General features: G+C 59.5%; 12 protein-coding genes. 6 read left to right on the top strand and 6 right to left on the bottom strand.

The features are described 5' to 3' along the window. Window positions 1–169: 169 nt before the first annotated feature. Together gatA and gatC are read right to left on the bottom strand one after the other, a co-directional pair. Window positions 170–1,654 (bottom strand): Asp-tRNA(Asn)/Glu-tRNA(Gln) amidotransferase subunit GatA, encoded by a 1,485-nt coding sequence (gatA, locus tag HMPREF2822_RS12820; protein ID WP_070525258.1) that lies wholly within the window; start codon window positions 1,652–1,654, stop codon window positions 170–172. Window positions 1,655–1,656: 2 nt separating this feature from the next. Further along, complete coding sequence (gatC, locus tag HMPREF2822_RS12815) at window positions 1,657–1,959, bottom strand: Asp-tRNA(Asn)/Glu-tRNA(Gln) amidotransferase subunit GatC (RefSeq protein WP_070525257.1); 303 nt, start codon at window positions 1,957–1,959, stop codon at window positions 1,657–1,659. Window positions 1,960–2,160: 201 nt separating this feature from the next. Here gatC and HMPREF2822_RS12810 point away from each other — a divergent pair, with 201 nt between their 5' ends. Beyond that, the gene (locus HMPREF2822_RS12810) at window positions 2,161–2,820 is read left to right on the top strand and encodes an ACT domain-containing protein (RefSeq protein ID WP_070525255.1); all 660 of its coding nucleotides are present in this window, start codon (window positions 2,161–2,163) and stop codon (window positions 2,818–2,820) included. Here the strand turns inward: HMPREF2822_RS12810 and HMPREF2822_RS12805 are convergent. Genes HMPREF2822_RS12805 through HMPREF2822_RS12790 form a run of 4 tightly spaced genes read right to left on the bottom strand, consistent with a single transcriptional unit; the run spans window position 2,817 to window position 7,676 of the window. Then, entirely contained in the window at window positions 2,817–3,575 is a 759-nt protein-coding gene (locus HMPREF2822_RS12805) for an HAD hydrolase family protein (protein WP_070525254.1), read from the bottom strand. The two genes, HMPREF2822_RS12810 and HMPREF2822_RS12805, sit on opposite strands and share 4 nt — an antisense overlap. After that, entirely contained in the window at window positions 3,572–4,342 is a 771-nt protein-coding gene (locus HMPREF2822_RS12800) for an HAD family hydrolase (RefSeq protein ID WP_070525253.1), read from the bottom strand. Before HMPREF2822_RS12800 ends, HMPREF2822_RS12805 begins: the two co-directional genes overlap by 4 nt. Beyond that, window positions 4,339–6,363, bottom strand: a complete 2,025-nt coding sequence (gene ligA, locus HMPREF2822_RS12795) for an NAD-dependent DNA ligase LigA (protein WP_070525252.1) — start codon at window positions 6,361–6,363, stop codon at window positions 4,339–4,341. The genes HMPREF2822_RS12800 and ligA overlap by 4 nt, the downstream gene beginning before the upstream one ends. 53 nt (window positions 6,364–6,416) lie before the next feature. Then, the gene (locus HMPREF2822_RS12790) at window positions 6,417–7,676 is read right to left on the bottom strand and encodes an ATP-binding protein (RefSeq protein WP_070525251.1); all 1,260 of its coding nucleotides are present in this window, start codon (window positions 7,674–7,676) and stop codon (window positions 6,417–6,419) included. 145 nt (window positions 7,677–7,821) lie between these two features. On the opposite strand from HMPREF2822_RS12790, the gene HMPREF2822_RS12785 reads away from it, so the two are divergent. From HMPREF2822_RS12785 to HMPREF2822_RS12765, 5 genes are all read left to right on the top strand, one after another. After that, the gene (locus tag HMPREF2822_RS12785) at window positions 7,822–8,493 is read left to right on the top strand and encodes a 3'-5' exonuclease (RefSeq protein WP_070525249.1); all 672 of its coding nucleotides are present in this window, start codon (window positions 7,822–7,824) and stop codon (window positions 8,491–8,493) included. 63 nt (window positions 8,494–8,556) lie between these two features. Beyond that, a complete protein-coding gene (locus tag HMPREF2822_RS12780) occupies window positions 8,557–9,072 on the top strand; it encodes an ArsR/SmtB family transcription factor (protein ID WP_070525247.1) in 516 nt (171 codons plus the stop codon). Continuing rightward, a complete protein-coding gene (locus tag HMPREF2822_RS12775) occupies window positions 9,072–10,070 on the top strand; it encodes a serine hydrolase domain-containing protein (protein ID WP_070525245.1) in 999 nt (332 codons plus the stop codon). Before HMPREF2822_RS12780 ends, HMPREF2822_RS12775 begins: the two co-directional genes overlap by 1 nt. Before the next feature lie 9 nt (window positions 10,071–10,079). Next, window positions 10,080–10,364 carry a hypothetical protein gene (locus HMPREF2822_RS12770; protein ID WP_070525243.1) on the top strand — a complete coding sequence of 95 codons (285 nt, stop codon included), beginning with the start codon at window positions 10,080–10,082 and terminating at the stop codon, window positions 10,362–10,364. A gap of 4 nt (window positions 10,365–10,368) precedes the next feature. Further along, complete coding sequence (locus HMPREF2822_RS12765) at window positions 10,369–10,632, top strand: FitA-like ribbon-helix-helix domain-containing protein (protein WP_070525241.1); 264 nt, start codon at window positions 10,369–10,371, stop codon at window positions 10,630–10,632. Window positions 10,633–10,684 lie beyond the last annotated feature (52 nt).

The following is a 10,684-nucleotide window of genomic DNA, read 5'->3' as shown; positions in this document are numbered from 1 at the left end:
GGGGCCTAGCCCTCGTTGAATCAAACGACGAGCCACAGCTGCGAGAAAGGGAACAACTACAAACCCAGGAACGTACCCACCGTCGAAGAAAACGACGAAGACCGGCGGCCTCCCACGTTTCCGTGAAAGGTCACCGGCTGAGGAGCACTACAAGGTGCAGTTCTGCGCGCTACTTTCGTCCTGCTTCGTAGGCGGCACCAACCTTATACAGGCGGTCATCCTTGAACGCCGGAGCCATGATCTGCAGGCCGGTCGGCAGATTGGTGTCAGACGCCAAGCCGGAGGGTACAGACATGCCGCACACGCCGGCAAGGTTCAGCGGCAGGGTGCAGAGATCGAAGTTGTACATCTCCATCGGATCCTCAACCTTCTCCCCCAGCTTGAAGGCCGTGGTCGGCGTGGTCGGGGAAACAAGGACATCGACCTGTTCGAAAGCGCGCTCAAAGTCCTGTGCAATGAGGGTGCGCACGCGCTGTGCTTGGAGGTAGTAGGCGTCGTAATATCCAACGGAGAGCGCGTAGGTACCCAGCATGATGCGGCGCTTAACCTCAGGACCAAAGCCAGCAGCGCGGGACAGAGACATAACCTCTTCCGCGGAGTGGGTTCTGTCATCGCCCACACGCAGGCCGTAGCGCATGCCGTCGAAGCGGGCCAGGTTGGAGGAGACCTCACACGGCATGATGAGGTAGTACGCAGCTAGTGCATCGTCGAAGTGCGGGCAGTCAACCTCGACGATCTCCGCGCCCTGGTTCTTCAACTGCTCAACCGCAGCGTGGTAGGCCTCCATCACGCCCGGCTGCCAGCCGTCGCGCTCGAACTGCTTGATCAGGCCAACCTTGACGCCGGAAAGGTCGCCATTGGTGCCTTCCTTAGCGGCGGCGACTACCGGGGCAACCGGCTTATCCACGGAGGTGGCATCAAAAGAATCGTGTCCGGCAATGATTTCGTGCAGCAGTGCGGTATCCAGAACCGTGCGGGCAGTCGGACCTGCCTGGTCCAGAGAGCTTGCAGCTGCGATGAGGCCGTAACGCGACACCGTGCCGTACGTCGGCTTGACACCAACGGTGTTGGTCAGTGCAGCAGGCTGGCGGATCGAGCCACCAGTGTCAGTACCGATACCCAGCGGGGCCTGGCCCGAGGCAAGAGCCGCAGCAGTGCCGCCGCCGGAGCCGCCCGGGGTGCGCTCGGTGTCGTAGGGGTTGTGCGCGGGGCCATAAGCAGAGTTCTCGTTAGAAGAACCCATCGCGAACTCATCAAGGTTCGTCTTACCCAGAATCGGGATACCTGCCTCGCGCAGCTTCGTCACCAGCGTAGCGTCATAAGGTGACACCCAGCCCTCCAGCATTTTGGAGGCGGCGGTCGTGGGGGCGTCGGTAGTAACGAGCAGATCCTTGAGCGCCAGCGGCACGCCAGCCAGAGCAGAGGCGGGTTCTTCGCCGGCGTCGAGGGACTTATCGACGGCGTCGGCAGCCGCCAGTGCTTCCTCCGCGCCAACATGGAGGAAGGCGTTGAGCTCGCCATCGGTCTCCGCGATGCGATCCAAGAATGCCTGAGTAACTTCGCGGGAGGTGAGCTCACGGGAGTGAATCTTCTCAGCCAGCTCGGCGGCGGTCAGTGCGGTAATGCCCTCGGTGGGCGCAATGAATTGTGCCATTCTTATTCGTCTCCTCCACCCAGAATCTGCGGAACCATGAAGCGGTCATCTTCAGCTGCCGGCGCTTGGTCCAGGGCCTGCTCGGCGGTGAGGGTGCGCACAATAACGTCCTCACGCATTGGAGCATGTACGGAGTGCGGGTGCGACATTGGCTCCACACCTTCAGCCTCGACCTTGCCCACCGCGGACACCGAGTCCACGATTTCGTCGATCTGCGCGGCGAACTGCTTCAGTTCTTCCTCGCTCAGGGCCAATCGCGACAGCTTTGCCAAGTGCGCGACCTCGTCACGCGAAATATCAGACACGCGAACTCCATCCTTTTATTCATTGAGACGGTTGATAGCTAAGCACCCATGGTACTGCACAGCTGTTGCCGCGCCACCACCACTCCTCCCCTAAGTGAAGCTCATACTATTGAATAGTATTCGACAGGTTGGGTAACATCGATCGAGTTAGAAAGCCAAATATCCCCTCCCTACTTATTCACCTTCCCCAGAAAGAACGATATGTCGTACCTCGTCCGTGTCCTTCTCCCTGACACCCCCGGCAGCCTTGGCCTCCTTGCCAACGCGATGGGCAGCATCGAGGCAAATATCCGCTCCGTCGACATTGTGGAGAATTTCCCAGACGGTACGGTCATGGATGACATCGTCTTGGATCTCCCCCAGTCCACCATGGCGGATGAGATCATCACGGCAGCACAGACCGTGGAAGGAGTCGAGGTCGACTCCATTCGCCCCTTCAGCGGTCGCGTTGACCGCCGCGGGCAAATCCACGTGCTGGCCAAGGTTGCCGCACAACGCAACGTGACGGCCGCAATGAGTGAAGTCTGCGCCGCCATCCCCAAGGCGCTGACGTCCAATTGGGCCATTGTCATCGCGAACGACGAGAACATCAGCCGCATCGCCGCGTCGGACGCCGCGCCTGCCGACGACGGCTCGATCCCCACCGACCTCAACATCACAACGGCTCGCGTGCTCAACCCTGAAAAGGACACGTGGATTCCGGAATCCTGGACGCTCATCGAATCCGCGCTGGCCGCTGCTCCCCTCGTGGGAACGAACTACGTGGTGGTGATGGGCCGCGTTGGTGGACCCGATTACCTCGCCTCCGAAGTTGAGCACTTGGGTGACTTGGGTGCCATCTTGGGTGCGTTTCTTACTTAGCGGGCAAGCAACGAGTTGAGTCCCGCGGCGACATCGGGGACCACGTGGTCCACCTCTTCGGTGATCTGCGTTCCCGGGAACGTGAAGGACTCGGTGGCGATAGAGTGCATCGAGAGATCATTGAAGCTATCGCCGAAGGTGTAGAGTTCAGCTTTTTCGTGGCCGAGATGATCAAGCAACCGCGTCAAGCCCTCACCCTTGTTATGGCCAGGTGGCATGATGTCGTAGAAATCGCAGTTAAAGGATGATTCGACGGCACAATTCTCGCGGACCCACTCGTCCACCTCGCGGCGCAGCTCAGGGTTGCCAGGGATCCACAGGGACAACAACACAGTGCTGCGCTTGGCGACGTCCCCCGGATCCACCACTTCCGTATTCGCCACCATGGAGGACTCGCGTCCTGCGAGGCCATCCCACGCTACCTGGTCGGCTCCAGACAAGCCTGTGAGGTAGATATTCAACGGCAGGCCGGTGAAACGAGCGACAATGGACTGCACAACCTCACTCGGCAGATGCTCCTCGTGCAGGATGGAATAGTCGCCGCCGGTGATGACTGTCCCGTTGTAGAGCACGTGGTAGTCCAGCTCCACGCCGAAGGGTTCGAGTGTGTTGCGCGCATTGGCGATGGACTTGCCCGTCGCGGAGACGGCCAAGTTGCCTGCGGCACGCCACTCAGCGATGGCTTTTTGTGTGGCCTCTGTTATGTCTTCGTTGACGTAAACAGTGCCATCCATGTCTAAAGCCGCAATCTTCATGAACCGTAGTGTATTAGACCTTCAAAGGCTGAGTCCACAACCGCTGAGCACGCCTTGTGGATGTCGGGTTGCGCCCAGGGGAAGGTGAGGGAGACGTCGGCAAGCGCATGCATGGGCAGGTCATTGTGCCCGTCCCCGAAGGTGATGAGCTCAATGTCAGAGCGCTCAACTTCCAGGTGACGAAGCAGCCAAGTCAAGGCAAAGCCCTTGTCGTGACCGGGCGGCATGATGTCGAAGAAGTTGCGGTTCATCGCGGTACCTACCGGAAAGCGGTCCGTGACCCACTGCGCGATCTTCCTCTGCAGGTCTGGGTTGCCCGGGGTCCAGGCGGCAACAAGCGGGAAGACCTCTTCCTCAATGCGTGACGGCGGGACCGGCACGGGCTCACTGATGATGGGGTTGTGCACGCCCGCCACGTTGCGCACGAGGTAGCCGTCCGGGCCTGTCAAACGTGTGCAGTAGAGGTCGAGCTTTGGTGTGTCATGCACCCGCTCATACACGGCACGAACCACCTCGGGCGGTACATGGTTTTCGTAGAGCAACTCATAAGAGCCATCCATGATGACGGTGCCGTTGCAGAGCAGGTAGTAGTCGAAGTCAACGCCAAAAGGCTCTAGTGCACGCCGAGCAGAATGAGGAGACTTGCCCGTGGCCACGACGGCAAGGTTGCCCGCAGCGCGCCAACCGGCAATCGCCTCCGGCACGTCTTCGGGCATGTGGCCATCAAAGTAGATAGTGCCGTCCAGGTCGAAGGCGGCTAACTTCATGCCTCGCCCGTTTCAAGGAGGCGGTTGAAGCCTTCCTCATCCAAGATGGTCAAGCCAAGGTCGCGGGCCTTCTGTTCCTTTGAACCGGCGTTTTCTCCGACGACGACATAGTTGGTCTTCTTCGACACCGACCCGGAGGCCTTGCCGCCACGGGATATGATGGCTTCCTTAGCGGAATCGCGACTGTAGTTCTCTAGGGTTCCGGTCACCACCACGGTGATTCCCTCCATCGTTTGCGCGGGCTTATCGCTGGATTCTTCCTCCATGGTCACCCCGGCGGCGGTCCACTTCTGCACGATGTTGTCGTGCCAGTCCACCTCAAACCATTGCTTAAAGGATTCCGCGATGATGCCGCCCACGCCATCGGTATCCGCCAGCTCCTCCACCGATGCTGCGCGCAGCGCCTCCATGGAGCCAAACCGCGTGGCTAACGCACGTGCGGCAATGGGGCCAACGTGCCGGATGGACAGCGCTACGAGCACTCGCCAGAACTCAGCCTGGCGGGCGGACTTGAGGTTCTCCAGCAGCTTCTTGCCCGAGGCGTTGAGCGCGCCCTTCTGGGTGGTGTAGACCGAGGACTTGAGGAGTGCGTCTTCATCGAGATCAAAGAGCTCCGCCTCGTCCACGAGCACTCCGGAGGAAATCAGATCCGCAGCAGCCTTCTCCCCCAGCTCACCAATGTCGAGCGCCTTGCGGGAGGCCAAATACTCCAGACGCGCCGCCAGCTGCGCTGGGCAGCTGCGGGTATTCGGGCAGCGCCAGTCCTGGTCGCCTTCCTTCTGCGGTGCCAGCTTCGTGCCGCATGCAGGGCAGTTCTCCGGGAAGACCCATTCGGTCTCGCTGCCATCGCGCTTGTCTAGGACGGGGCCGAGAACCTCAGGGATGATCTCTCCGGCCTTGCGGATGACAATGGTGTCCCCGATGAGGACGTTCTTGTTCTTGACCTCGAACTGGTTGTGCAGGGTGGCCATGGAAACCGTCGAGCCGGAGACAAAGACTGGTTCCATGATGGCGAAAGGCGTCACGCGTCCCGTTCGACCGACACCGACCTCAATGTTGAGCAGCTTGGTGGTGACCTCCTCCGGTGGGTACTTATACGCGATGGCCCAACGTGGCGCACGTGAGGTCGCGCCTAAGGAGCGCTGGCTGGCCAGGTCATCGACCTTGATGACGAGACCGTCCATCTCGAAGTAAGCATCGTGGCGGTGTTCCTCCCAGTAGGTCACGCGCTCTTGAACCTCCTTGGCGGTGGTGACCCGCTGGGTATAAGGCGACACCGGGAATCCCCATGCCTCCAAGGCCTGGTAGGCGTCGTGTTGCGAGGCTGGTTGGAATCCTTCGCGCGCGCCGATGCCGTGGCAGACCATGTGGAGCCGGCGCTTCTTGACGTCCTCCGGGTCCTTCATGCGCAGTCCGCCCGCGGCCGCGTTGCGGGGGTTGGCAAAGGTGGGCTTACCATCCTCGCGGCGTGCGGAGTTAATTTCCTCAAATTCATCCGGGCGCATGTACACCTCGCCGCGGACCTCTACCAGGGAGGGAACCGGGTATTCTTCGCTGCCCGTCAGCTCACGTGGGATATCGGGAATAACACGCGCATTAGCAGTGATGTCCTCACCCACGCGACCATCACCACGCGTGGCGGCCGTGGCAAGCTTGCCGTCACGATAGACCAAATCGATGGACAAACCGTCAATCTTGAGCTCGGTGAGATAGGCCTTTGCCGGGGTGCGGTCCAGCCAGTCCTGCAACTCGTCAGCGCTAAAAACGTTGTCCAAACTGTACAGGCGTTCCAGGTGCTCGATGTCAACGGCGCCCTCCGGGGCAGCGCCCACCTGCTGGGTAGGCGAATCCGGAGTTTGAAGCTCCGGGTGTTCCGCTTCCAGCGCCAGCAAGCGCTGGAAAAGGGCGTCAAAGTCCGCATCCGGGATCGCCGGCTCGCCGTTGTAGTACAGCTCGCGGTGCTTGCGCACTTCCTGGGCAAGCTCGGACCATTCGCGTTGGATATCTACTGCATCACTCACGAGTCACTAGTGTAGCGGGGCTGCCGGACACAGCATGTTCCTGGCCAAACGTCCTATCCACGCCACAAATATGACATCGGTAGCGCACAAAGTTTGTCTCCCAAGGGCTGCACATAGGGAATCGGAGCCAAGACAAATCCTCCACGGAAACGGGGCCCTAGTTTCTCGCTCAGTGCACGCAAATGCCGAACCTGTCCTGCCTTGACTGTCGCACCGGATTTAACCTCAAGCGCAGCGATGCTATTGTCCGCGAATTCGATGACAACATCCGCTTCCATCCCGGCACTATCACGCCAGTGGAGCAGCTGATGCTGACTTTCAGCCCAACCCTGCTGGGCAGAAAGTTCCTGAAGGACAAACCCTTCCACTAAATGCCCTAGATGCGACTGCACCAGCGGATTCATGAGCATGTCTCGAGTTTGCCCCGCTAACCAGGAAGCCAGACCGGAATCAGTGACCCAACTTTTGGGCTTGGATATTTCTCGCGACGTCAGATTTGATTTCCACGCTTTCACCTGTGAGGAAAGAAACAGCCTTGACAATGTATCGAGGTAGGAGCGGACAGTGGACGCTGGGATTTCCGCTTCACGTGCGAGCTTCGCCGGAACTAACTCCCCCGCCTGATGTGCTGCGAGTAGTCGCAACAACGATTGCAACCTTCCCGGCTGTGCGCTTTCCCGGGATAGGGTTTCTTCAATCACCGTCACATGTGAAACATAAGACTCGAACCAAGCTCGGCGCATCCGATCTTGCAGCTCTAATGCAACCGGATAGCCGCCCTTCAGCACTTTGTCCACCAAGCCAGCTCGATCTACTTGTTCCGTAGGAACAGAACGCACAGGCAATTCGACGAGCTCATCGAGCCTATCTACAAAGGCGCCGTCACTGACGGTTTCACAAATTTCTTGTTGGCTCAGTGGGTGCAAATGGAGATCAATAATTCTTCCTGCAAGGGAATCCTTCTTACCCACTCCCCGAGCAAAATCTGATGAACCAGTAATGATAAATCGACCTGGCCGGCGGTTCCTATCCACCTCGGCTTTTAACGGCAGTGTGAGCTCGGGAAGCCGCTGAATTTCATCAATAATCAGCGTTGCGTCACCACCTTGCTGCACAAAGGTCATCGGATCCTCTTCCGCTAGTGAGAGAGCAGCGGGATCATCCAGCGTTACATACACAGCACGTTCAAGGCCGAGATGCCTTGTCAACGTCGACTTGCCAACCTGCCGTGCGCCCGTGACGTGGACAACGGGTGAGAAGGTCAATGCTTCTCGGGCAAAACCTTCCATACCGCGTCTAATATACCGTTCCATAAATAGCACTCTACCTGCAGTTGGTCATTCTGCAAGGCTTTGTCCGTCATTCTGCAAGATATTGATCGTCATTCTGCAGTTCTATATCCGTCATTCTGCAGGACTTCCACAGTGCATGTCCGAGCCGGGCGCTAGAGTGTTGTCCATGAACTTCGACGCCACCCGTATGCTCTCCTTCGACCTCGAGACCACCTCCGTAAAGCCCAAAGAAGCCCGCATCGTCACCTCTGCCCTGGTTCGTATCGACGGGCGCGAGGTAGATAAGCGGGAAATGCTCGCTGACCCCGGAGTGGAGATCCCCGAGGAGGCCGCCAAGATCCACGGCATCACTACTGAGAAGGCCCGCGCGGAGGGTCGCCCGCACGACGAAGTCCTCAAGGAGACGGTCGATGCCATCTACCAGGCCTGGGAGGAAGGTCTTACGCTCATTGTCTACAACGCCGCCTACGATCTCTCTGTACTGCGCGCGCTGACCGGGGACTTCACGGTGAACGGCCCAGTATTCGATCCTTTCGTCATCGACCGGGTGAAGGACAAGTGGCGCAAGGGCAAGCGCACCCTGGAGGAGGTCTCTGCCCACTACGGCGTGGAGCTGAGCAACGCGCATGAGGCTACTGCCGACGCCCTCGCGGCCGCCCGCGTCGCTTGGAAGCAGGTGTGCCAGCACTTCCCCGAGCTAGCACAGATGGACACCAACGAGCTCATGGAATACCAGGCCGTCGAGTGGTACAAGGACCGCGAGTCCTTCAAGAAGTACCTGGAAGGACGCGGTCGGGATGCCTCGGATGTCTCCACCGCGTGGCCGATGATTTCTTAACTCCAGTACCCAATCCTCAACTAAGCCTTGCCAGGTTTCTAGATTTCTGGAATTCTAGATTCCATGGACACAACAGTCGAAGCACGCCTCGCCGAGCTTGAAGCGCGCGTCGCCGCGCTCGAGGGGCGCACGAACACTGCCGACGCCAGACCTACACCCACCACCACTGAAGAAGACTCGACCTACTGGCTGGTCGACGCCCTCGCACCCAACGAGCAGCTTCCCGACGGTTCCGTCATCTTTGGCGGCAACATAAACGTCGGCAAGCGCTCGTACGCCTATCAATGGCAGCGCCCCACCACGTTCGTTACCGATGAGAGCTGGGCGGAGAATCTCGAGCGCCTCTCTGCGCTCGCTCACCCAATTCGCGGCGAAATCCTCCGCCGTCTCCTCGCCGCATCCGCCACCGCCGCCGAGCTGGTCGAAGAAAACATCGTCTCCTCCACCGGCACCGCTTACCACCACTTGAGCGCTCTAACTCATGCGGGCTGGACCACGAAGTCTGGCGGCGAATACTCCATCCGCCCGCCCCGCGTTATTCCCCTGCTCACCATTATCACCGCAAGCGAGGACCATTAATGCGCAAAATTGTCTTAGCCGTCATCACTGCTACTGCCGTTGCCGCCGTCCTGCTTGTCGCAGGCCCACAGAGAATTACGCTGGCACAAGACAAGACTGGCGACGAAACCCTAGCCACCCAGCTGGAACAGCACTCGGAGTCCGGCTTCCACAACCTCACCGCCTTCACGATCCAAGACGGTAAGACCACCTTCGCGGGACTAGGCAGCGACGAGCACACGGAGGTCGAAATTGGCTCCGTCACCAAGATGTTTACCGGCGAGCTGGCCCACCAGCTCGTTGAAGAGGGGAAGCTGAGCCCCGACACGACCGTCGGCGAAGTCCTCAAGGTTGGCGATGCACCCGTCGCCGACGTCACCGTAAGGGAGCTACTCGACCACACCTCTGGCCTTCCTCGGCTGGCCAGCAACGATGTTCTAGGCAGCCTTATTTCGGCCATTACCGGCGCCAACCCTTATGAGGGCAAAACCACCGAGGACATCATGGATGCGGCCACGAAGTCTAAGTTGAAGGGCCGCGGCGAAGAGTCCTATTCCAACCTTGGCTATGGGCTCCTGGGACACATGGTGGAGACCGTTGCCGGGCAGCCTTATGAGCAGATGCTCAAGGAGCGCATCTTCGAGCCAGCTGGCATGACGGAGACCTACCTCATGACGCCGGGCTCTGTGCCTGCCGACGCTCCACGGGGACTTACCGCCACCGGCCGCCACGCTGCCCCCTGGGAGATGGAAGGCTCCGCACCTGCGGGAGCGATCCGCTCCACGGCGAGTGACATGGCCAAATTCGCTGAGTGGTTTATGAAGAACGGCGATATCGACTACGGCTGGCAGCCTCCCAGCGAGGACAATGTTGGGTACTGGCACAACGGCGGCACCTACGGTTACTCGACCATGCTCATCATCGATCCGGAAACCAAACGCGCCGCCTTCGCCAACAACGATTCCCTCGCCGGCACCGAAGACCTTGCCCAAGCTCTATTCGACGAGCTCGCACCTTAAGGAGTAACCATGTTCCTCACCGTAGCGCTCGCCGTCATCACCGCTTCGGAGCTCTGGGCCGCATGGAAGGCCCTGAGAAAGCCCCATTCCATTGCTCAAAGCATTGGCACCACGACGATTACGATCCTCGCCATACTCTTCATCGGCTACGCCATGCCATGGCACACCTCAGTGAATTTTGGCTGGTGGTACGCCCTTGTGGCAGCCTGCTCGCTGCACATCGGCGCGGTGGCTTGGCAGGCCGTGCAGCCTTCTAGCGGCACAGACGCTGGTCAAGAAGCTCCCGTACGATAGCACTATGAGCTCCTCCCCTACCTGCACCGTTGAAATCCAGGACGTAGACAGTACAACAATCGCAACCCTTCAGCACCGCGCCGCTACCGCTGGTGTTTCCCTCGAAGACTACGTGCGCAACATCCTCACCAGGGTCGCGTCGTCCCCATTTACCGCAAACAGAAAATCCATCGAAGAAAAGGCGGCCGAACTCTCCCAGCGTGCACCTATCGATGTGAAGGGAGACTTCGACGTCATCGCCGCAATCCGCGCCGGACGCGACACATAGAAGACTAAGGAGATCGTTGGTCTCCCTAGTCGCCGCCCTCAGAAAAGTCTCC

Source organism: Corynebacterium sp. HMSC062E11 (genome assembly GCF_001811845.1).
Taxonomy (GTDB): domain Bacteria; phylum Actinomycetota; class Actinomycetes; order Mycobacteriales; family Mycobacteriaceae; genus Corynebacterium; species Corynebacterium hesseae.
Note: the sequence above shows the minus strand (reverse complement) of the source record. Positions and strands in the feature narration are given on the sequence as shown.